Annotated in this window: 19 protein-coding genes; 4 read left to right on the forward strand and 15 right to left on the reverse strand. The window is 51.1% G+C overall.

Translation table 11 applies throughout. The features are described 5' to 3' along the window. Positions 1-19: 19 nt before the first annotated feature. The 3 genes from ABGI61_RS04320 to ABGI61_RS04330 form a co-directional block, all read right to left on the reverse strand. Positions 20-988, reverse strand: a complete 969-nt coding sequence (locus tag ABGI61_RS04320) for a sensor domain-containing diguanylate cyclase (protein WP_347597416.1) — start codon at positions 986-988, stop codon at positions 20-22. Between the two features lie 140 nt (positions 989-1,128). After that, entirely contained in the window at positions 1,129-1,503 is a 375-nt protein-coding gene (locus ABGI61_RS04325) for a DP-EP family protein (RefSeq protein ID WP_347597419.1), read from the reverse strand. Positions 1,504-1,514: 11 nt separating this feature from the next. Then, the gene (locus ABGI61_RS04330) at positions 1,515-4,772 is read right to left on the reverse strand and encodes an nSTAND1 domain-containing NTPase (protein WP_347597422.1); all 3,258 of its coding nucleotides are present in this window, start codon (positions 4,770-4,772) and stop codon (positions 1,515-1,517) included. Positions 4,773-4,896: 124 nt separating this feature from the next. Here ABGI61_RS04330 and ABGI61_RS04335 point away from each other — a divergent pair, with 124 nt between their 5' ends. Both ABGI61_RS04335 and ABGI61_RS04340 read left to right on the forward strand, forming a co-directional pair. Then, on the forward strand, positions 4,897-5,637 hold the full coding sequence (locus tag ABGI61_RS04335; protein WP_347597425.1) for a ferredoxin--NADP reductase: 741 nt from the start codon (positions 4,897-4,899) through the stop codon (positions 5,635-5,637). A 95-nt stretch (positions 5,638-5,732) separates the two neighbouring features. After that, positions 5,733-6,989 carry a mechanosensitive ion channel family protein gene (locus ABGI61_RS04340; RefSeq protein ID WP_347598069.1) on the forward strand — a complete coding sequence of 419 codons (1,257 nt, stop codon included), beginning with the start codon at positions 5,733-5,735 and terminating at the stop codon, positions 6,987-6,989. Here ABGI61_RS04340 and ABGI61_RS04345 read toward each other — a convergent pair. Both ABGI61_RS04345 and ABGI61_RS04350 read right to left on the reverse strand, forming a co-directional pair. Continuing rightward, entirely contained in the window at positions 6,986-7,804 is an 819-nt protein-coding gene (locus ABGI61_RS04345; RefSeq protein WP_347597428.1) for a complement resistance protein TraT, read from the reverse strand. The genes ABGI61_RS04340 and ABGI61_RS04345 overlap by 4 nt on opposite strands. After that, positions 7,805-8,539: a complement resistance protein TraT gene (locus ABGI61_RS04350; RefSeq protein WP_347597431.1), complete on the reverse strand. Its 735-nt coding sequence runs from the start codon at positions 8,537-8,539 to the stop codon at positions 7,805-7,807. A 262-nt stretch (positions 8,540-8,801) separates the two neighbouring features. Between ABGI61_RS04350 and suhB the strand changes: the two genes are divergently transcribed. Further along, positions 8,802-9,605, forward strand: coding sequence for an inositol-1-monophosphatase (gene suhB, locus ABGI61_RS04355; protein WP_347597434.1), 804 nt, complete (start codon positions 8,802-8,804; stop codon positions 9,603-9,605). 159 nt (positions 9,606-9,764) lie between these two features. Here the strand turns inward: suhB and ABGI61_RS04360 are convergent, their stop codons facing one another. From ABGI61_RS04360 to ABGI61_RS04390, 7 genes are all read right to left on the reverse strand, one after another. Beyond that, the gene (locus ABGI61_RS04360) at positions 9,765-10,139 is read right to left on the reverse strand and encodes a rhodanese-like domain-containing protein (protein ID WP_347597437.1); all 375 of its coding nucleotides are present in this window, start codon (positions 10,137-10,139) and stop codon (positions 9,765-9,767) included. Positions 10,140-10,212: 73 nt separating this feature from the next. Beyond that, a complete protein-coding gene (gene secF, locus ABGI61_RS04365; RefSeq protein WP_347597440.1) occupies positions 10,213-11,160 on the reverse strand; it encodes a protein translocase subunit SecF in 948 nt (315 codons plus the stop codon). A gap of 10 nt (positions 11,161-11,170) precedes the next feature. Beyond that, positions 11,171-13,024, reverse strand: coding sequence for a protein translocase subunit SecD (gene secD, locus ABGI61_RS04370; protein ID WP_347597443.1), 1,854 nt, complete (start codon positions 13,022-13,024; stop codon positions 11,171-11,173). 22 nt (positions 13,025-13,046) lie between these two features. Next, on the reverse strand, positions 13,047-13,388 hold the full coding sequence (yajC, locus tag ABGI61_RS04375; protein ID WP_347597446.1) for a preprotein translocase subunit YajC: 342 nt from the start codon (positions 13,386-13,388) through the stop codon (positions 13,047-13,049). A 26-nt stretch (positions 13,389-13,414) separates the two neighbouring features. Next, complete coding sequence (tgt, locus tag ABGI61_RS04380) at positions 13,415-14,551, reverse strand: tRNA guanosine(34) transglycosylase Tgt (protein WP_347597449.1); 1,137 nt, start codon at positions 14,549-14,551, stop codon at positions 13,415-13,417. Positions 14,552-14,796: 245 nt separating this feature from the next. Further along, positions 14,797-15,822 (reverse strand): tRNA preQ1(34) S-adenosylmethionine ribosyltransferase-isomerase QueA, encoded by a 1,026-nt coding sequence (queA, locus tag ABGI61_RS04385; protein ID WP_347598072.1) that lies wholly within the window; start codon positions 15,820-15,822, stop codon positions 14,797-14,799. An 88-nt stretch (positions 15,823-15,910) separates the two neighbouring features. Next, positions 15,911-16,819, reverse strand: coding sequence for a hydrogen peroxide-inducible genes activator (locus ABGI61_RS04390; RefSeq protein WP_347597452.1), 909 nt, complete (start codon positions 16,817-16,819; stop codon positions 15,911-15,913). 339 nt (positions 16,820-17,158) lie between these two features. Between ABGI61_RS04390 and ABGI61_RS04395 the strand changes: the two genes are divergently transcribed. After that, positions 17,159-19,423: a S8 family serine peptidase gene (locus ABGI61_RS04395; RefSeq protein ID WP_347597455.1), complete on the forward strand. Its 2,265-nt coding sequence runs from the start codon at positions 17,159-17,161 to the stop codon at positions 19,421-19,423. 89 nt (positions 19,424-19,512) lie between these two features. On the opposite strand, the gene ABGI61_RS04400 is transcribed toward ABGI61_RS04395, so the two are convergent. From ABGI61_RS04400 to phoU, 3 genes are all read right to left on the reverse strand, one after another. Beyond that, entirely contained in the window at positions 19,513-20,778 is a 1,266-nt protein-coding gene (locus tag ABGI61_RS04400) for an inorganic phosphate transporter (protein ID WP_347597458.1), read from the reverse strand. An 18-nt stretch (positions 20,779-20,796) separates the two neighbouring features. Beyond that, positions 20,797-21,474, reverse strand: coding sequence for a TIGR00153 family protein (locus tag ABGI61_RS04405; RefSeq protein ID WP_347597461.1), 678 nt, complete (start codon positions 21,472-21,474; stop codon positions 20,797-20,799). 151 nt (positions 21,475-21,625) lie between these two features. Then, positions 21,626-22,336, reverse strand: a complete 711-nt coding sequence (gene phoU / locus ABGI61_RS04410) for a phosphate signaling complex protein PhoU (protein WP_347597464.1) — start codon at positions 22,334-22,336, stop codon at positions 21,626-21,628. Between the last annotated feature and the right edge of the window lie 214 nt (positions 22,337-22,550).

Genomic DNA, 22,550 nt, shown 5'->3' on the forward strand with positions numbered 1-22,550 from the left:
AATAAGCTAACCGTTACCACTAGCTACTGGTATTAACGCAGTCACGCCCATCGGCTTTAGCACGATACAGCGCTGTATCTGCAGCACACAGCAGCGCCAGCGCGGTGCGGTATTGGCCGTTCATTTCAGTTGCCACGCCCTGACTAACGGTAACATTAACGGTTGACGGTAAACCGGCATCGCTAAAGTTTAGCTGCCTTACCGCCTGCTGCACCTCACGCGCTACTTTTAATGCACTGATTTCATTATGGTTAGGTAAAATAAGCGCAAACTCTTCACCGCCATAGCGCGCCGCCAGTTTGCCATCTACCGGCATGGCCTGCACTATGGCACCGGCCACTTTACGCAAGCAAGCATCACCCTGAATATGGCCGTATCGGTCGTTAAACTGTTTAAAAAAGTCGATGTCGATAATGATCACGCTAAGCGGCCGGCGCGCTTCGGTACATTGCAGCCACTGCGTTTGCAACTGCTCGTCAAAACCTCGGCGGTTCGCCAGGCCGGTCAGTGCATCGGTAGCCGCTTCCAGTCGCAGCTGCTCGCACTCGGCTTTGTAGCGGGTTAAATCGCGCATTACCAGCACCAAATGCGCCTCGGGTTCAGGTAAAAACGACACTGACAGCTCAATATCTTTAATTTCGCCATCAGCGCAGCGTACTGCCATTTCACTGGGGCCGGCCTGCAAGGACAAAATACGTTTGGCCACCATATTCACCAGCCCCTCGTATTGCTGCTGGCAGCGGCTCAGCAGAAACTGCGGCCACTTACGGCCAATTAGCGGCGCGCCAACACAATTAAGCAGCAAGGCAGCTTTGGCGTTGGCGCATTCAATTACGCCATCTGGGCTAACCACCAGCACAGCTTCGGCCAGGTACTGAATAAAACTACCTAAATCCAGACCCGGGTTACTCGCAGTATCCTCCAGCCAGGGGCTGTCATCGTTTAAGGCATGGGCTGGTATTTGGCTGTTGCGCTGTGCAGTGTTCATTTGGCTTTCCCGCAGTGCTAATTTAACTGCTGCCAACTTTAGCTATTTATATACGCGCAAACCTTTCGGTAATCTTCTGATTTAATGCATTGATTTATAAAGACTAAAAAGCCCCTTGCGGGGCTGGCTTTATCGGCTAATTATTTGGGCTCATTCTTTACTTGAGGATCCGGACTAAGCACCATCAAGGTATTGGCAGTATTCGTCAGCACAAACTGAAACTTAGTGGTACCGGCACTGCGGTCCATATCCAGCATTTGCACTAACTGGCCATCACTGCTCACAGTAATCGCATCAATAATGCCATCAAAAGGTGTGGTAAAACCAACACCAACAAACTTTAAACCTTTACCGGTATTGTCGACTAATTGGTAGGTAATAGTGCCGGCTTCGGTAACGGTAATATCACCGCTGGGTAGCGGTTGGCCGCTGGTAGTCTGATAACTGAATACCGGTTCACCGTTTTCCAGATTGACAACAACCTGAATTAAACTGGCAGCTTGAGTAGTTGGCATAACATACTTCCTTATAGTTGAGGGTTAAAGCGATAGTTGACGATACCATTATTCTGCAACAGTGTTACTAAGTCGGCTTGATCATCCAGCATCTCCGTACAATCTAATGCTTGTGCAAAAAGAATGATGTACCGGGCATCCTTGTTGTTCTCTACTAGGCTTTCTAACCGGCGTTGAACAGCCAAGCAATAATTATTCGCTGTATCGTGTTGATCTGCCACCAGCAAGGCTTGAGCTTGTAACAACTGGCCAGCTGACAAATAACCCACGTAAGTCATATTGTTTGAGTGTGTGTCGGCAAGCTTTTTTGCTGTAACGAAAGCAAGATCGGCATAGTGTTGACTCTTTTCAAAGTCTCCGACATTTTGCAATTGAGCAGCAGCAGTTAACCAAAGGCGGACGTCAATCTCACTGGCGTTGGTACTGGTTAACGTTACACGATCGCGATTTAGCGCCTCCAGATATTTCTTAAGCTCAGCTTCTACCTCTATCTTATTGTTATAACGACCCAGTTTAAATAGCTGAAAATAATGATAGTGTTCGCGGCGTTTCCACACGCTATTGTTTGGATCCTGTTGCAATGCTCGCATTATGGCCCTGTAGCTTTGCTGGGTTTTTGAAAGTGCGTCTTCAGTTTTACCTTGATAAGCCAACAAATCAGCGAGTAGTTGATAGCTACTCGTGAGAATATCAAGCAAATAAGGCTCCGCAGAGGCTTTTATCGTTTCAAGCTCAAGCTGTAATTGTTGGTGCATAGCAATAGCAGATGACAAATCTCCATCAGCAAGCGTCGCACTTGCTAACCAAGAGCGGGTATCTGCAATATCGGCAATTAACTGCTCATTATTCTGCTGCTGTTTCTGTGCCAACAACTTAAGTCGTAATGACTCCTCAAAATTCTGCCGCGCTTTATCAAACTGTTGGCGCTGCATCGCCAGCGAGCCCAGCGAGTTGGTAGCGTAGGACAGCTCCATAATGGCATCGAGGTTATCCGGTGCCAGTTCATACATACGCTCGCTGTACTCGTAATACCGCTCAAACTCGGGTTGCACCGCCTGCCAGTTACTGGCGTCGTACTGTATCTGCCCCAGCCAAAACGCGTTAGCGCCGAGGGTTTTTAACAGCTCTAAGTTATCTGGCTGCTGCGCCAGTACGGCCTCTAACTGCACACGGGCTGCTTGCAGCGCCGCTACCGCTTCGTCAGTTTTACCGCGCGAGTAAGCCACCTCGCCCATCGCTTCCAGCGTTTGGCCGTGTTGCAAGCGTGCTTCGATGCTTAAACTGCTGTCGTCAGTGCTGTAGTCGGTGAAGTATTCCAACGCTTTATTGCTGATACCGTCGAGTAGGTCCATGCGGCCGATACTGCGCAGTTTGTCGGCAAAATCGCCCACCATAAAACCGAGCAGATTTTCTGCCGCCAGCCGCTTTTGCTGTGCCTGCTGCTCGGCTTGAAAACTGCGCACCCCCATGGTCATGGCGGTGAGCGTTAACAGACAAAGCAAGCTAACTGTAGCGCGGCGCGTCCAGCGCTTTAGCCGCGCCCTGGTATTGGAAGCCTGAATAAATTCGGCCTCTTCGTTATCCAGCTGAAACAGGTGGTTTTGCTGCAGCAACAGTGCCTCTTGCAGCGGCTTGCCCTCGGCGAGTAAATAGGCACTGTTTTTCTGCTCGCTACGCCAGCGCTGGCTTAAGTGCAGCAGGCGGCTTTTCACGCTTAAGCTGTCAAAATGCTCGCTGATCCAGGCAGTGGCACGCGGCCAGCGCCGAAGCAACGCTTCGTGCGCTATGCTAAAGCTTGGCTCGCCCTGCTGTAGGTTAGACACAAACAGCCGCTGCTCAATCATGGTATTGACCAGCGCGCGCTCGGCGTTGCTGGTGAGCTGGGCTAAACGGGCACTACGGCTGGTAATGCTTTGCTCATCTTCACGCAAGGTCACCAGCAGTGATAACACCTTTGGCAGGCAATCTTGCTCAGCTTTGCTTAAGCCTTTAATCGCCTGCTCAGCGTTTTTGCCAATAGCACCTTCAATACCACCCAGTGCCTGATACACGCTTAGCAGCAGTTTATTATCGCTGCTACGCTGCAAATACAGCTGCTGCAGGGTGTATTGCAGCATCGGCAGCGCATCGGGGTTACTGGCCGCTTCTTGCACCAGGATCTCATCCAATGGCATGGCGCTGTCGGGGTCGATGTCAAAGCTTAACCCGGCGGCCAATGCCGGTAAGCGGATCATTTGCAGTAAGTCGGCGCGGCCGGGGGCGGCCAAATCAAAATGCGCGCCTTTGGCTTTACCTGCCATCAGGCTGGGGTAGTCGACTAAATCGGGGTAGAACTCGTTTCTGCAGGCACTGAGTACCAGCACAGTGCCACTGCAGGCCAATTGCTCCAGTAATGCCACAAAGCCGGTACGCTCTTGCTCGCTAAACAGCGGTGACGATAACAGTACTTCTAAGCGGTCAACAAAAAGGGCAAAACGCCGGCTGTGCTGCCCTTTGCTGCCGAGTAAGCTTTTACACTGCTGCAGTAGCGGCTCTGGTTGCGCTAATTTCAGTGCCAGGCTGGCGGCGCTGTCGCCGGCAAATACAGGTGCATCATTAAACTCCCAATCCAGCAAGCTGCTGGCCAGACTGGGCAATAACTGGCCTTTGGCCACATCGGCTAAATCCAGGCTGGTAAACGACACTACCTCTACGCCGTTAAAACCGCCGGGCTGCATTAAGTTGGGCATAACGCCGGCATTGATCAGCGACGATTTACCGCTGCCACTGGGACCCAGCAGTAAGCAAAAGTCACGGCCAAATTTAATTTGCTGCGCAATGCGGCTAAGCAGTGTATCTATTTGTGCGCCACGGCCAAAAAACACACTGGCATAGTTGGCATCGTAAGCTTTAAGGCCGGGAAACGGCGAGCCCTGCTGCCAGCTTTGCTGTTTTACGCTTTGTTCCTGCCCCAGCGGATAGCGTACCTGGGCAATAACGCGGTAACCACGCTTGCGGATGGTTTCAATATAAACCGGCGTGGTGGCACTGTCGCCCAGCGCTTTACGCAGTTGGGTTAAGCTTTTATGCAGCGGGTTATCGCCGGTAGCGATGCCGGGCCAGCATTGGCTGATAATGTCATCGCTGCTTAATACCTCGCCGGCATGACGACACAGGAGCAGCAGCACATCCATCGCCTTAGGCTCTAACTGCTGTAGTTGTTTGCCTTGGCGCAAGGTATTGTCGCTTGGGTTTACCTGCCAGTCGGCAAGAAAAAACGTATTGCTCATAATAACTTGTAATTTTGGCTTTGTTGCCCAAGATAACATGCACTGAGGCGTTAGTTTAGCCCTAAGCTGGTAGAACAGCGCTTGTTTGCTAGGCTTAAAGCAACAGACTAAGAGGAAAAGGATTATGGCACAATGGCTTAGCGGCACCGTAACCGACAATCATCACTGGCATGCCAATTTATTTAGCTTAAAGGTGAAAACCGACGCCTTTAGCTTTACCGCCGGTCAGTTTGTCCGGCTGGCCTTAAATACCGCCGAGGGTCGGCTGCAGCGCGCCTATTCGCTGGTGAATAGCCCCGGCAGCAGCGAGCAGGAATTTTTAGTCAGTACGGTAGCAGAGGGTAAGTTATCACCGCTACTGCAGCAACTAAAAATGGGCGACAGCATAGAGCTTAGCCAGCCGGCGTCAGGCTTTTTTGTGCTGGATGAAGTGCCAGAGGGTGACAATTTATGGTTAATCGCCAGCGGCACCGGCATTGGGCCTTATTTGTCTATGCTGGGCACACATCAACTGTGGCAGCGCTTTGCCCATATCGTACTGGTACACAGCGTGCGTACTATTGGCGACTTGGTATACCGAGAGCTGATTAACCAATATCAGCATCAGTATCCGGGCCAGCTGCATTACCAGCCTATTGTTACCCGCGAGGCACACAGCGGCGCACTGAATAAACGCCTGCCCGAGCTGATACAAAGCGGCGAGCTGCAACGCGCGTGTCAGCAGCCGTTAACAACGCGCTCGCAAGTCATGTTATGCGGCAACCCGGATATGATTAAAGACACCAAAGCCATGCTGGAAAGCTTAGGCTTACGGAAAAACTTGCGGCGGGAGCCGGGTAATATCACGGTGGAGCAATACTGGTAAACACGCCTGAATGAGCGGCTGTAACGACATTCAGCCACAATCAAGGTAAGCTATGGCAGGCTGTGCCGCTGATTATGGAGGATATTGTGGACGAAATGATACAACCGCTACAGGACACGCTAAAGCAGTACCCACAGCTTGAGCTACCGACTGAACTGGCTTTGCTGCTGGTGCTTAGCTGGCTGGGTAACTTTGTGGTAAAACGCATTTTAATTGGTGGTATTTTTAAGCTGCTGCGCGCCACGCCCATTAACGAGCAACATGTAGTGCAAAAATTCAATTTTGTCTCGCGGTTGTCTAATGTGGTGCCGGCACTGATTATTTCTACCGGGATCGGTTATATCAGCGGTGTGCCTGAAGCCGTGGCGACCATTATCGTTAATGTGTGTAATGCTTTTATGGTGCTCACTGTTGCATTGGCACTGAGTAACCTGCTGGATCTCGTCAATTCCATTTATGAACAGCGGCCTGATGCGAAAATACGGCCGATCAAAGGCTATATCCAGGTACTGAAGATCGTTATTTACGCGGTGACGCTGATCCTGATTATCGCAGCGCTGTTTGACCGCTCACCGCTTATTCTGCTCTCCGGTTTGGGTGCGATGGCCGCGGTGCTGATGCTGATATTTCAGGACACCATTTTATCGCTGGTGGCCAGTGTGCAGATCTCGTCCAACGACGTATTACGCGTAGGTGATTGGGTTGAAATGCCGCAGCTTAACGCCGATGGCGATGTGATCGACATTGCCCTGCATACGGTAAAAATTCAGAACTGGGATAAAACCATTACCACCATCCCTACCCGCCGTTTTATGACAGATCCGTTTAAAAACTGGCGCGGTATGCAGGAGTCTGGCGGCCGGCGTATTAAGCGCTGCATTTTACTAGACCAACAAAGCGTACACTTTTTAGATGCCGAGCAAAAAAAGCGCCTGGGGCGGTTTAAGTTGCTAAAAGACTATCTAGCCAGTAAACAGCAGGAAATTGATGACTGGAATACCCAGTTGGCAGAAGAAGGCAAAGAGCCGGTGAACACCCGCCGTATTACCAATATTGGTACCTTCCGCGCTTATGTTGAGCGCTATTTACAAAGCCACCCGGGTATTCACCAGCAAATGACGTTGATGGCCCGGCAGCTACCTGCTACCGCCGACGGCTTGCCGCTGGAACTGTACTGCTTTACCAATACCACCGCCTGGCTGAAGTACGAGAGTATTCAATCGGATATTTTTGACCACTTGCTGGCGATATTGCCAGAATTTGGCCTGCGGGTATATCAACACCCCAGTGGTATGGATGTGCGGGCGCTAAGTGACGTAATTAAAGTGAATACACACGCGGCGGCCGGTTAAAAAATACCGGCCAGAGAACGCAATAAGCCCTGATGCAGTGGCTGCTCGGCGTCTTGCCAGTTCAGGTTGGCTTTGTTGGCAAAACTGACTACCCGTACCTGGTATTTGCGCATATCGGTATCGCGCTGCCATAGCTGCTCAAAAGCGCCGCTGTCGCCCTGCCGTAACTGGTGCTCACTGTATTCCTGCACTTTTTGCTCGCTGTCTGGCGAAATACGTTCGGCAATTTGAATATCGGTAAGCATGGTGTAGTACTTGTCCTGCACCAGCTGGTTACCGATGTACTCGGCGCCAGCAAAGGCTGCCAACACCACTAAAGCGCGGGCAATATCTTTACCATCGACATGGGTACCAATTGACGTATCTACAAACACCGCTGTGTTACGGCTATAACGCTCGGCGCGCTGCTCCGGCGTTTCCGGCTCTGGCGGTGGGGCCATGCCGGGGTGTAACAGCTCACTGACTTCCTGCGGTGTCATGCCATACTCGTCGGCCAGCACTTTATCAGGCCGCTCTTTTAATACCGTACGCACATTTACCTGTAGCCAATACTGCGCCTGTATTGGCGAGTTCACCAGCTGATAGCCTCGGCTTAGCATAAAACTGCGCACATCGTCGGCCAGCGGCAGCTGATATTCTGACGTGGTGTTGCGGATATCCAGGTAAATAGTGCGCTGCTCCGGCTCTACCGGGTCGAGATAAACCGTCTGGCTCATGCGGGTTTGCACGTCCAGATTACGTTTCGCCACCGACGTGTGTACCGCGGTGCAGCCACCTAACAGCAGCATAACAACAAGTAACAGCCAGCGTTGCATTTAGAACAGGCCTGCCAGCGCCCGCACCATACCCTGGGTTAATTCTGGCTCTGCTTCAGGCCACTTTAAATTAGCCTGGTTGGCAAAGCTGACAATGCGGGTTTGGTACTTGCGCATGTTGCTGTCACGCTGGTAACTTGAAGTCGTGCTGCCGCTATCGCCCTGAATAAGCTGATGCTGCGAGCTTTCACTGACCACGCCGTCAAAGCGCTCCATAATTTGAATGTCGGTGATAACGCTGTAATACACATCTTCAACCATCGCATCGACCACAGTACCGACAATGGCACCGCCAACGGCCGCCCCTATAGCGCCGCCACCGCCTGAACTGCCGCCAGTAGCACGGTGCAGTGCATAACCGGTTACTGCACCACCTGCTATACCAGGGCCGGCTGCCAGTGCACCATTAGTGTCGCGGGCATTGCTGCGCCCCACCTGCAGCACATTGGCCTGTAGCCAGTAATGCGCCCGTTTCGGGCTATCTATCACCTGATAACCACGGGCCTGTAGGCTCTGAATCACCTGAGGTTTAAGATCAAACTCCGGTTTATCTGAGGTGTTACGAATGTCGACAAATACGGTGCGCTGCTCTGGCTCTACCGGATCGAGAAAAATAGAGCTGCTCATTTTAGTTTGCACATCCAGATTGCGCTTGGCTACTGCCGTGTGTAAGGCACCACAGCCGCTTAAGCTTAGGGTGGTGATCACAAGCGCGCTAACAAATAAGCTTTTCATGTTAAGTCCTTTATCAAAAGTGAAGATACCGCTAGCCTGCTGTCAAGCTAGTACCGGCAAACTGAATTGCCTCTGAATAATTAACCTGATTTTATACTAAAACTAACCTTACAGTTGCACTGGCTTGTAACAGAACATGAACAGCTGACAAAATCGCCGGCCCCGGTTGGTTTTACCTTTACTTTTTGGCTGTAGCCGTTACAATACGCGCCGCTCTTTTGTCCGAAATTTACACAGCTCTTTTCAAAATAAGGTAATTGCTATGCATCCGATGTTAAACATCGCGGTTCGCGCTGCCCGCAGCGCCGGTAACGTGATCGCGCGCGCCTGTGGCCAGCTGGACATGGTTCAGAAACTGCAAAAAGGCACCAACGACTTTGTTACCAACGTCGACAAAGAAGCTGAACAAGCCATTGTTCAGGTGTTAAAAAAATCGTTCCCGACACACGGTATTGTCGGCGAAGAGCATGGCGATTACGGCAATAACGACAGCGAATTTCAATGGATTATTGATCCGCTGGACGGCACCACCAACTTTATTAAAGGCATTCCGCACTTTGCGGTGTCTATCGCGTTAAAACATCAGGGTAAATTAGACCAGGCAGTAATCTTTGATCCACTGCGCGGCGAGCTATTTACGGCTTCTCGCGGCCGCGGCGCCCAGTTAAACGGTACCCGTATTCGTGTGACTAACCTGCCAGATATGGGCGGCACAATCTTAGCCACCGGCTTTCCGTTTAAAAACAAAACCCATATACCGGCCCATGCCGCTATGGTAACCAGCTTATTAGCTGATGCGGCTGATATTCGCCGTACCGGCTCTGCTGCACTGGATTTAGCCTATGTAGCCGCTGGTCGTTTTGATGGTTTCTTTGAAATTGGCTTAAAGCCTTGGGATATTGCTGCCGGCGAGCTTATTGTGCGTGAAGCCGGTGGTTTAGTGTCTGACTTTACCGGCGGCAGCAACCAGATGCGCAGCGGTAACATAGTGGCAGCCAGCCCGAAAGTGCTTGCCGGCATGTTAAAAGGCATTCGGCCACATTTAACTGAAGCGTTGTCTCGCTAAATCGGTTTTGGTTAATTCCCTCATAGTCTGCAACACCCGCTGTGCTCGCCACAGCAACTCGCAAGCCATCCCTGGCTTGCTCAGACACTCTGTGGCTGCGCATCGGGGGTTCAGACTATAGCAGCAGGCGTGACGCATCACGCCTGCTAAATCACCTGTCTAAGGTTTAGGCACTTCTACCGGTAACTTACGCTCGCACCACTCACGGTAGCCTCCGACTAAACTAAACACATTTTGATAACCCATTTGCTGCAGCGTTTGCGCCGACAGTGCTGAACGATAACCTCCACCGCAGTACAGCACAATTTTCTGCTTTTTATCTGCCACAGTCTGCTCAATATCCCGCTCGATAATGCCTTTGCCTAAATGCATGGCCTCCGGCAAGTGGCCAGCCAGCCATTCGTGATCTTCGCGGATATCCAGTAGCACATAGGGTTGGTTATGCTGCAGCATCTCATCAATGCTAATTTCGTTGATCTGGGCTTTGGCTTGCTCTACCAGCGCCAGAAAACCCGGGGCATGCTGTTTGCTCATAAAACGTGTCCTTAAAAAGCGTAAAAAAAATGCCAGTCATTGACTGGCATTTTTAGCATCTTTACCCACGCAATTACAGCAAGGCGTCGGTATTTTCACCTTCTTTTTCCACCGGTGGCGGCGGCAGCATATCTTCACGGCTAATGCCGAGAATTTCTGCAATCGAACTTGCCACATAAACTGACGAGTAGGTACCAATAGCAATACCAAACAACAATGCCGTGGCAAAACCGTGTATTAAGGCGCCGCCCATATAAAACAGCACCACTAATACCAACACTGTCGTTAACGATGTCACCACAGTACGGTTTAGCGTTGAAGTAATAGCATCGTTAATGGTGTCATCGACGCTGGTGTCACGCAATTTGCGAAAGCTCTCACGAATGCGGTCAAACACCACTATGGTGTCGTTTATCGAGTAGCCTATTAGCGCCAATATCGCCGCCAGTACTGTCAGGTCAAACTCCAGCTGTAACACTGAGAATAAGCCCATGGTTAAGGTCACATCATGAAATAACGCCAACACAGCACCCACCGACAGTCGCCATTCAAAACGCATGGTGACGTACAACAAGATACCAATCAGCGCCACTAACATGGCCAGGCCACCGTCTTCTTTTAGCTCCTGACCCACGCTTGGGCCAACGAACTCGATACGGCGCATGGTTACCGGCTCTGTCAGCGAGGCATTCAACGCCTTAATGACTTCGTCGCCAAGCTTGGACTGATCGATATCGGTACGCAGCGGAATACGGATAAGCACATCGCGGCTGGTGCCAAACAGCTGCACCACGGCATCGCCATAACCGGCGGCGGTTAGCGTTTGTCGCACAGCAGGCAAATCAGCTGGCTGCACAAAGCCCACTTCGATCACAGTACCGCCGGTAAAATCCAGCCCCCAATTTATGCCTTTGGTAAAAAACGACACAAAAGAGCCCAGGATCAGCAGTGTTGATAACACTACGGCAGGCCATTTTAGTTTCATAAAACCAAGCGGCTGGCTAAAGTAAAATATTCTCATGCCGTACTCCTTAGATTGGCAGTGACTGCAAACGGCGGCCACCCCAAATTAAATTAACGACTAAGCGAGTACCCACTACCGCGGTAAAGATAGAGGTTAAGATACCGATAGCCAGTGTTACGGCAAAGCCTTTCACCGGACCGGTACCAATACCAAACAAAATCAGCGCCACCAATAAGGTAGTGATGTTCGAGTCGGCGATGGTAGCAAAAGCACGGTCGTAGCCCTGATGAATCGCTTGCTGTACCGAGCGACCTTCAGCGAGCTCTTCCCGGATACGCTCAAATATCAGTACGTTTGCGTCTACCGCCATACCTACCGTTAATACAATACCCGCCATACCCGGCAGAGTTAGGGTGGCGCCAGGGATCATCGACATCACGCCAACAATCAGCACCAGGTTAGCCACCAGTGCCAGGTTAGCCACCAAGCCAAAAGCTTTGTAGTAGATCACCATAAACACCAGCACCGCGACCATGCCCCACTGAATCGCCGTTACGCCAAGATCAATGTTTTCTTTACCCAGGCTTGGGCCTATGGTGCGCTCTTCAATAATCTGGATCGGCGCAATTAAGGCACCTGCGCGTAATAAAGTGGCCAGGTTTTGTGCTTCGCCGGGCGAGTCGATACCGGTAATGCGGAAATCACGGCCTAAACGCGCCTGAATGGTGGCATCGTTAATGACTTCTTGCTGCTTAATCAGGATCGGGTTGCCGTCAGCGCCAATCTCGGTGCCGGGTTTATATTCAATAAACACCGACGCCATGCGCCGGCCAATAGCATCACGGGTCGCGGCTGATAACATGTTACCGCCTTTGGCATCCAGCTTAATGCTAACCTGTGGCCGGCTGTACTCATCAAACGCCGAGTTAGCGCCGGTAATATGCTCCCCGGTTAACATAATGCGTTTTTCCAGCAGTAACGGGCGGCCATCACGGGTGTAGTATAGCTCTGCGTTAGGCGGTACACGGCCTTCCAGCGCCGCGGCTAAGTCGCCTTCTTCATCGACCAAGCGAAACTCTAACGATGCTGTTGCACCCAAAATTTCTTTTGCCTGAGCAGTATCCTGCACACCGGGTAACTGCACCACGATGCGATCGGCACCCTGACGCTGCACCAGAGGTTCAGCCACACCAATTTCGTTTACCCGGTTACGGATAATGGTGATGTTTTGCTCCAGTGCATATTCTCGGATTTCTTTTAAGCGAATTTCGCTAATACCGACCAGCAGCGTCAACTCGTCACTGCCCTGGCTGAACACCAGTTCACGATCCCGCGCTTTTAGCGCGGCTTCGGCAGCAGCCACGTCTTCCAGAGTGCGCAAACTGACCATGACCCGGCTGTTAGCTAAGTCTGGCTGCACACTGCGGTAACGGATTTTGTCTTCACGTAAATCCGCGCGGAAGGTTTGCACCATATCATTGACGTTTTTATCCAACGCGGCTTTCATGTCTACGGCCATTAAAAAATGTACGCCGCCACGTAAGTCCAGGCCCAGCTTCATCGGCGAAGCACCAATAGCGCTTAACCAATCTGGTGTTGCCGGCGCCAGATTCAGTGCAGTAATAAAGTTGGTGCCCAGCAGCTGGTTAGCAATTTCACGCGCTTGCAGCTGGTCTTCAGTGCTGTTAAAGCGGGCCAATACCTGGCCGTTTTCCAACACCACAGATTTTGCGGCAATATTGGCATCGATAAAGCGCTGTTCCAGCTGAGCACGGGTGGTTTCTTCAACTGTGCCACCGCGGCTGGCACTGATATTCAGTGCCGGATCTTCCGGGTAGAGGTTTGGCAACGCATACACCAGTGCCAGCAATAACATGCCAAGCACCAGAAAGTAGCGCCAAACGGGGTTTTGATTTAACACCTGTCTATCCTTTTACTGAAAATTACAGCGATTTCAGCGTGCCCTTAGGCAACACAGCGCTAATAGCCGCTTTTTGTACGGTGACTTCAGTGCTGTCATTCAGCGCCAATACAACGAAGTCTTTGTCTTCGGCAATTTTACTGATTCGGCCAACCAAGCCACCCTGGGTTAAGACTTCATCACCCTTCGCCAGTGCTGCCATCAGGTTGCGGTGCTCTTTAACGCGTTTGGCTTGTGGCCGATAGATCAGGAAGTAGAAAATCAGACCAAAGGCCACCAGCATAATAATCAAATCCCAGCCACCACCCTGTGGTTGTCCACCTGGAGCGGCCTGAGCATACGCATTGCTGATAAATAAACTCATAAATTTCCCCTTAATTGTGATTAATGTTATTCGTTATTCTGTGCCGGTGCTGCAAGTTCAGGCACCGCCATACCGCGTTTAGCGTAAAATTGTGCGACAAACTGCTCCAAAGTACCAGCGGCGATGGCGCCACGCAATCCTTGCATCAGTTTCTGGTAGTGATGCAGGTTGTGAATGGTGTTTAAACGCGCACCCTGAATTTCATTGCAGCGGTCTAAGTGGTGTAAATAAGCCCGCGAATAGTTTTTGCACGTGTAGCAATCACATTCTGCGTCCAGTGGGCCTATATCGTCTTTGTATTTGGCGTTGCGGATTTTTACCACACCGGTTGAAACAAACAAATGGCCGTTACGGGCATTGCGGGTCGGCATAACACAGTCGAACATATCGATACCGCGGCGTACCGCTTCGACGATGTCTTCCGGCTTACCCACACCCATTAAATAACGTGGCTTATGCGCCGGCATTTTATCGGTAGTGTGGTCTAAAATGCGGATCATGTCTTCTTTGGGCTCGCCAACCGATAGACCGCCGATGGCATAGCCGTCAAAACCAATCTCTTCCAGGCCGTTTAGTGACACATCGCGCAGGTGCGGATACATACCGCCCTGAATAATGCCAAACAATGCCGCAGGGTTATCGCCATGCGCATCTTTACTGCGTTTGGCCCAGCGCAGTGACATTTCCATCGATTTTTTTGCCTGCATTTCCGTTGCCGGATACGGCGTGCATTCATCAAAAATCATCACGATATCCGAGCCTAAATCACGCTGCACTTCCATTGAACGCTCTGGCGTTAACATGATGCGCTCGCCATTTAACGGCGAGCGAAACTTAACACCCTCTTCGGTAATTTTGCGCAGCTCGCCCAAACTGAACACCTGAAAGCCGCCAGAGTCAGTCAGGATAGGTTTGTGCCAGTGCATAAAGTCGTGCAGGTCACCATGCTTTTTGATGATTTCTGTGCCCGGGCGCAGCATCAAGTGAAAGGTATTGCCTAAACAGATTTGTGCGCCGGTAGCCTCGAGCTCTTCCGGCGTCATGCCTTTAACAGTACCGTAGGTGCCTACCGGCATAAAGGCGGGCGTTTCAACTACGCCACGGTCGAATATAAGCCGGCCACGGCGGGCCTTGCCATCTGTGGTGTCTAATTCAAATTTCATTGCTTTCCTCATCCGCCAGAGAAACAGTCTGGCTTTTTGCGCCGCGATTATAGCAGCTTAACTCGCAGAAGCTAAGCTGAACCCGCCAAAGGCTGATGCAGCGGACTATCGAGGCTATGGCAGGGTGTGCTTATGCAGCAGCGGCAGGGATGCCGCGGAGGCTGAGACAGCACAGGGACGTGCTGTCTCAGGCGGCGAAATAAGCCTTTCCCTGCCGTAAGCCCCGCAACACCGGTAATATCATGTCAGCGAATAAACATCGCATCGCCATACGAATAAAACCGGTATTGCTCAGCAATCGCCGTTTTGTAAGCATGCATTATGTTTTCGCGGCTACTAAACGCCGATACCAGCATAATCAGTGTTGATTCCGGCAAATGGAAGTTAGTGATTAAGGCGTCAATGACCTTAAACTGATAACCCGGGTAGATAAAAATTTGCGTATCACCACTGTAGGCAACAAGCTGCCCCTCGCCCTGCTGCGCGGCAGATTCCAGCGATCGTACAGAAGTCGTACCCACCGCCACCACTTTATTACCGCGTGCTTTACAGGCAGCAATGGCATCGACAACCTGCTGCGGTACTTCGATATATTCAGCGTGCATTTTATGCTCTAACACATTGTCTACCCGCACCGGCTGAAAAGTACCAGCGCCAACGTGCAACGTAATGTAAGCAAACTCAACGCCCTTGGCTTTTAGCTTGTCTAACAGCGGCTGGTCAAAATGCAAGCCCGCAGTAGGCGCCGCCACAGCACCGGGCTTTTCGTTGTACACCGTTTGGTAGCGCGCTTTATCTTCTTCGGTATCTGGCCGGTCGATATAGGGCGGCAGTGGCATATGGCCTAAACGCTCCAGCATATCCAGCACTGGTTCATCACCAATAACCTGCAGCTCAAATAACTCATCATGGCGCTGATTCATCACCACTTTAGCACTGCCTTCGAGCAAAAGCTCGGTGCCGGGTTTGGGCGCTTTGCTGGCACGGACATGGGCTAAAAAGCGCTGATTGTCCAGCATACGCTCGACCAGCACTTCTACCTTACCGCCTGAAGCCTTCTGGCCAAATAAGCGCGCCGGTATGACCTTGGTGTTGTTAAACACCAGCAGATCGCCGGGTGCCAGCATATCGGCCAGATCTTTGAAAATATGGTGAGACAGCTTGCCACTGTGTTTATCCATCGCCAGCAGGCGGCTGGATGAACGTTCGGCTTTGGGAAAACGAGCAATCAGCTGCTCGGGCAGCTCGAACGAGAAGTCTTTAACTTGCAAACTTGTAACTGACATAGGGGTTCCTTGGCTTTACCGACCAGAGGGGCACGGCTTCAAAAACAGCGCGCAGTTTAGCAAAAAATGGTGCTTAACGGCATTTGTTTGCCAGCACCTGAGCGATTAAATCGGCCATCAGGCGATAACTGCGTGCTTTGGTTGAAGTAGGCCGCCAGGCCACGCCGATATCGCGGTAAGCCGCGGCATTACCCGGTGCCTGCGCTACCAGTTCGGTGCCATCGAGCAGACCGCTATTAATCGCCATTTGTGGCATAAAAGTGACGCCCAATTTGTTGTTTACCATTTGAGTAAGCGTATGCAAGCTGGTGGCAAAAAACGGGTTTACCTTGCGGCTATCTTCCAGCTCACAGGCTTTAACCGCGTGGTTCGTTAAACAGTGCTCGCGCTCAAGCAAAAAGATACTTTCATCCGGCCACTGGCTGATGTCCTGGTTAAAGCCCCTGTCCAGCCAGTCTTTGTGCAGCACCAGCTTAAAGCCATCTTTGGCCAGCACTTCAGTGTGAAAAGCACCCGTCTCATAAGGTAGCGCCAGCAGCACCATATCCAGCCTGCCCTCGGCCAGCGCATGCAGTGAGTTATCCGAGGTATCTTCACGCAACAGCAGCTGCAGCTCTGGGTATTGCTCACGGCACATCGCCATCACTTCGCTTAAGACAAAAGGGGCTATGGTTGGAATACAGCCCAGCCGGAAAGGCCCGGCCATGGGTTTGCCCTGGCATTTGGCAAACTCGGTCAGCTCTTCACACTGCTCAACGATATACCGCGCCTGGCGCACCACATCTTCGCCCAGCGGGGTAAAAATAAAGGTTTTGTGATCGCGCTCCAGCAACTGGGCGTGCATGGTTTCTTCCAGGTTAGCAATAGCAGCACTTAACGTTGACTGGCCGATGTAACAGGCTTCTGCCGCCCGGCCAAAATGCTGATGTTCATGCAAGGCCAACAAGTACTGTAACTGTTTCACACTGGGTAAGCGCTTCATTATTTATTCCGATTAAAAAATGCAAATGTCGTTAAAATAAACGTTTAAAATGTACGCCTACCGATGGCAAGAAGCAAGGCATTTCCGCTTAGCTGGCCTTGCCGCTGTGCTTTTAGTCATTCACTTGTCCGATTTGTAATTTTAAGTTTGAACATAATTTACATTTGTTATAGCTTGATAACAAAATGCAGGCATTAATAACCGCTTTTAGCAACACTTAGCGATAAAAGCCATTTTTGTTTACATTTTCTAGCGAAACACGCCCAGATGTCGAGCCAGGCAGTCCGCGCAGTACCGGGCATTAACACTATAACGATAACAATCACCTGGAGGGTGAACATGTCCAGAAGTCAAAATATCGTGCTATTAGCCGGCGTTAGCCTGCTGGCCGCCAGTGTAGCGAATGCCGTTGCGGCACCGGCCGACAGTCTGCGCCAGGTCGCAGAGCAGGCCAGCAGCCAACGTTATATCATCAAGTATAAAGAAGCCGGTCTGAGTAAAGAGCGAGCGCTGCAACAAAGCAAAGCTAACAAACAACAAGCACTGGCAGCTCTTAGCGACAACGGCGCGCGTTTAAGCCGTCAGGGCGTGCGCGTACACAAATTACTGGCCAAGCGCAATGCGCTGGCAGCCGAATTAAACCCGGTAATGCTGGCACGGTTAAAAGCCGACCCAACAGTAGAATATGTCGAGCGCGATTTGCCTCGCTTCCCGATGATGCAGCAAATTCCCTATGGTTTTACCATGGTGCAGGCCGATCAAGTCAGTGACGAATTTGCTTCTAACCAGACCGTCTGTGTGATTGACTCGGGCCTGGGTTTACCGCATGAAGATTTTAATGCTGCCAATATCACTGGCAGTAATGACATCGGTACCGGTAACTGGTTTGATGCCGGAGGCCCGCACGGCACCCACGTTGCAGGTACCATAGCCGCACTGAACAACGATGTCGGTATTGTCGGCGTGATGCCCAATGGCAACCTGAAGCTGCACATTGTAAAAGTATTTAACGACGATGGCTGGGGCTATTCTTCCAGCCTGGCGCAAGCTGTAGATACCTGTGCCCAAAACGGTGCTACCGTAATTAATATGAGCTTAGGCGGCGCCGGTTCCAGTGTGACTGAGCGCAATGCAATGCAAGCAGCCTTTGATGCGGGTGTGCTGTTGATTGCGGCGGCTGGTAACGATGGCGACACCTCTATGTCGTACCCGGCATCCTATGATTCTGTCGTGTCAGTAGCAGCGGTTGATAACACTAAGACACTGGCCGATTTTTCCCAGCGCAACGTTCAGGTTGAACTGGCAGGCCCGGGCGTAAACGTGCGCAGTACCTACCCTGAAGGCGGCGCCCTGGAAGCCAACTTGGCAGTGGGTGCGCAGTCGTTTGATGCCATTCCGATGACTGGCTCTGGCACAGCGAACCTGAATGCCGAGCTGGCCAGCTGTGGTTTGGGTGTGACGACTTGCACCGATGTTGACGGTAAGATCTGTGTTATTCAGCGCGGTGAAGTCGCCTTTGCACAAAAAGTAGAGTCGTGCCAGGCTGGCGGTGGCGTTGGCGCGATCATTTATAACAATGTATCAGGCAATTTTGGTGGCACCCTGGGTGACAACCCGACAACCACTATTGCGGCCGTCAGTGTATCGCTGGAAGACGGCAACCTGCTGATGAACGAGCTGGGTAATGATGCCTATTTGTTCTCGGGTGCATCTAACTATGGTCTGATGAGCGGCACCTCTATGGCATCACCACATGTCGCTGGGGTAGCGGCGCTGGTGTGGAGCCATTATCCGCAATGTACCAATACCCAGATCCGCAGCGCGCTGGCCGCCACCGCGGAAGATTTAGGCTCTGAGGGTCGTGACACCTCCTATGGTTTCGGTTTAGTGCAGGCTAAAGCCGCAGTAGATTACCTGGCGCAATACGGCTGTGCCGGTGACGATGACGACACCCCACCACCGCCGCCGCCAACGGGTACTGAACTGGTAAATGGTGAAACCGTATCAGCACTGAGCGGTGCTGCCGGTGATGAGCTGTTGTTTACACTGAATGTGCCAGAGGGCTCCAGCAACCTGTCATTTGTAATGAACGGCGGCACCGGTGATGCCGACTTGTATGTCAAGTTTGGTGCTGAGCCAACAGCATCTGACTGGGATTGCCGGCCATATCTGTTTGGCAACAACGAAAGCTGCCCGATCGATCCAGCTCAGGCCGGTACTTACTTTGTTAAGTTAATCGGTTATACCGCTTTTGCTGACGTGAACCTGACCGGCAGCTTTGTGGCACCAGATTTACCGGACGCCGGTGGCGAGACAATCAGCAACATCAGTGTGCCGCGTCGCAGCTGGCAGCATTACACGCTGGACGTGCCAGAGGGCATGGCGCAGCTAAGCGTAACCATTAGCGGCGGTCGTGGTGATGCAGACTTGTATGTAAAATACGCCAGTCAGCCTAGCAGCGGCAGTTACGATTGCCGGCCGAATAAAAACGGTAACGAAGAAAGCTGTGTGATAGAGAACCCACAAGCAGGTACCTGGCATATGTCGGTGTATGGTTACCGTGCGGTAACCGGTTTAACACTAGTCAGTGAATACCAGCCTTAAGCACTGTGAGACGTAACTGACAGGTACAAAAAAGCCCTCAACACTGAGGGCTTTTTAATTCGGGCTATTTACCCAGACTATGCTGGTTGTTAACCAAAAATCGCCTTCATAATATAGAAGAAAACAATAGCCAGGCCAGCACCTACCGGCAGCGTAATGATCCAGGAAATAAAGATATTACGCACTACACCCAAATTAAGCGCCGCAATACCACGGGCTAAACCGACACCTAATACCGCGCCTACCAGCGTTTGCGTGGTAGAAATAGGCAGGCCAGCGCCTGAGGCGATAACTACGGTTGAGGCAGCCGATAACTCGGCGGCAAATCCACGGCTGGGTGTTAAATGCGTGATAGCAGTGCCGACGGTTTTAATCACCCGCGCACCTAAAGTAGCCAATCCCACCACGATACCAACCGCACCTAACGGCAGTATCCACCAGGCTAACTGTGCCTTGCTGCTGATCTCGCCACCACTGCTCACTACGCTGACCACGGCAGCCAATGGGCCTATCGCATTAGCCACATCGTTCGAGCCATGAGCAAATGCCATACAGCAGGCAGTGGTAATCATTAACACGCCGAAGATACGCTCAACGTTATTAAATTGCATTTTTTTATCGGCGGCCGGGTCAAACTTTAACCTGCCGATAACCAGTTTACCCATCACACCAATAACCACAGCAATAGCAATTGAAATGTAGTAGCCCTCTGCCGTACTGATATGCAAGCCAACATGTTTCAAGCCTTTTTGCACCGTAACTAATGTCATGACAAAGGCAGCAAAGGCCATATAGAAAGGCACATATTTTTTCGCGTTCGCCAGCGGGTTATCGGTATCGAAAATCAGTCGCTGCGCACTCATAAAGAACATGTAAGCCAGCACGCCAGCCAGCATAGGGGTGACTACCCAGCTACCGACAATACCGCCTACTTTGTTCCAGTGTACCGCGTCCATACCCACACCAACCGCAGCGAAACCGATAATAGCGCCGACAATAGAGTGCGTGGTAGATACCGGCCAGCCAAAGTACGAGGCGACTATTAACCAGGTGGCAGCAGCCAACAGCGCCGCTATCATGCCGTAGGCCATCAGTTCAGGCGTATCAACAAAAAACGACGCATCGGTAATGCCACCACGAATGGTAGACGTTACCGAGCCGCCGGCTAAATAAGCGCCGGCAAACTCAAATATTGCGGCAATAATGATGGCTTGTTTAATCGTTAATGCTTTTGAGCCGACCGAGGTGCCCATAGCATTGGCCACATCGTTGGCACCGACACCGTAGGCCATCAGAAAACCGAACACAGCGGCAATAATGATGAGAATTAAGCCGTATGATTGAATAATATCCATCTGGAAAACCTTTTTGTTTTAGCGGGCTAACATAATTTCGAGGCGCGAACCAACTTTTAGCGACACATCTGCTAAATCGCCGACCCACTCCAACGTGCGGTATAAAAACATTACGTCTATTGGATTGAGCTCTTTTTCGGCGAGGCGCAGGGCTTTGCGCAGTTTGATTTGCATGTCGTCAGTATCGCCTTCTATGGCGTCTAACTGCTCGACCATTTTGATAACCAAATCGACTTCACGGCCGCGAAAGCCGGTCTCCAGTAACTCATCCAGCTCGTTGATCACCTCACTGGCAAGAGCCGTAGCGTCAATACAGCGCTGCACATAGGTTTTAAAATCGCTTTGTAAGCTGGCCGGGATCAACAATTCGCGGCCCAGCACCCGGCCGGTGATATCTTTGGTTTTGTTGGCAATTTTATCTTGCTGTGACACCAGCTCCAGAATGTCAGTACGGTCTACCGGCAAAAACAAGCCACGAGGCAAGTTGATGCGGATTTCCCGTTTTAATTTGTCGGCTTCCTTTTCCAACGCGACGATGTTTTTACGCACCTCGGCCGCAGTTTGCCAATCCTGCTGATAGACCGCATCAAAAAATGGCAGCAACAACTCGCTGGCCTGATGTACTTTGCGGATATGTTCTTCTATCGGTTTAATTGGTGATTTGGCAAACACGGATAAAAAAGTACTTGCTGGCATAGCCTGGTCCCGTATGTTGGTTAGACTTCAGTCGGCGCGCATTGTAACGGCATTCAAAGCGCAATAAAAACGAAAAATGAATCCCAGATGAAAACGCCCTGCACGTGTCATCGTCAGGGCGTTGCCACCTTTGTATAAAAATGTTTAAAAATCAGCTGCGTGCTTCTTGCTCCAGTTTTTCTGCGCTGCTGTGGCGCACCACCTTACCTTTGACAAAGAAGATGATGTATTCAGCCAGGTTTTTACACCTGTCGCCAATACGCTCCAGCGAGCGGGCAGACCAGAGCACATTCATAATCTTTGGAATAGAGCGCGGATCTTCAATCATGTATGTCATCAGCTGACGGGTAATGGCCTCGTATTCACGGTCTACTTTTTTGTCTTCCTGATGCACGGCCACCGCCGTTTCTACGTCCATACGGGCAAAGGCATCCAGCACGTCATGTAGCATCTGGCCAACATGGCGGCCTAAATTATCCAGATTCACCAGTAAGTCTTGCTGCTCACTGTTAAACGACTCCAGCGCAACCCTTGCGATACGGCGTGTTTCGTCGCCGATGCGCTCCAAATCAGCAATAGTTTTCATAATGGCCATAATAAGGCGTAAATCACTGGCTGCCGGCTGACGTTTTACAATAATGCTGGTGCATTCTTTATCAATTTGCAGCTCCCAGTCGTTTACTTTCAAGTCAGTGTCTATTACCCGCTGCGCCAGCTCAGCGTCGGCATTGGCAATCGCCATCAGCGCATTGTTCAACTGCTGCTCAATCAAACCGCCCATTGCCATTACATGGTTAAGCACTTCGTCAATTTCGTCATTAAAGGAGCTGGAAATATGTTTACTTAAATTGAGCTTATCCACTGCGCTCTCCATTTGCGGTAAGTTAACAGGGCAGATGCTTAAGCCCTGAATGATGCGCTAAGTATAGGCAGAAAGCGCCCGGCACTGCCAGCGCTGCGCCAAAAGCTGTCATGGTTTTTTTCAGCAATACCCTCGGGCCCTAGCAGGCTAAGCCGTTAAATTTACAAATAATGTTAGCAATACATTTAAAAACGTCAGGCTGGCAGCTACACTC

It is taken from the genome of Rheinheimera fenheensis (assembly GCF_039871805.1).
Taxonomy (GTDB): Bacteria; Pseudomonadota; Gammaproteobacteria; order Enterobacterales; family Alteromonadaceae; genus Alishewanella; species Alishewanella fenheensis.